The sequence below is a fragment of the Rothia sp. HMSC076D04 genome (assembly GCF_001814645.1).
Classification (GTDB): domain Bacteria; phylum Actinomycetota; class Actinomycetes; order Actinomycetales; family Micrococcaceae; genus Rothia; species Rothia mucilaginosa.
The window spans coordinates 1-499 of sequence record NZ_KV817371.1; the positions used below are offsets into that span (position 1 = coordinate 1).

Sequence of the window (499 nt, forward strand, 5' to 3'; positions counted from 1 at the left end):
CCCGGAGCCACTTGGCAACGATGCCGCACCCACTACGCCGCTAATCTCATGTCGGTGACCCCCAAAGCACTATGGCCCGCCGTCAAAGCGATGCTGCACTCGGTGTACGACCAACCCGACGCAGCATCGGTCAACGCACAATACGACCGGCTCTTGGACTACGTCCACGACAAGCTCCCCGCCGTGTGTGATCACCTCGATCAAGCCAGGGCAGACGTCCTCGCCTTCGCGTCCTTCCCAACCGGGGTGTGGACCCAGATCTGGTCCAATAACCCCAATGAACGCCTCAACCGCGAAATCCGCCGACGCACCGACACCGTGGGAATCTTCCCCAACCGACAAGCAATCATCCGCCTAGTCGGAGCCGTCCTCGCCGAACAAAACGACGAATGGGCCGAAGGCCGACGCTACCTCAGCCTCGACATCCTCACCAAATCACGACTCACACCACAACCCACCGGGCAGGAGGACACCCCACTCCAACTCAGCGCATAACCCA

General features: G+C 61.1%; 1 protein-coding gene. It reads left to right on the top strand.

Annotated elements, in window-relative coordinates:
- A partial coding sequence (locus HMPREF2980_RS07760; RefSeq protein WP_210399296.1) for a transposase occupies positions 1–495 on the top strand: 495 nt, incomplete at its 5' end.
- Between the last annotated feature and the right edge of the window lie 4 nt (positions 496–499).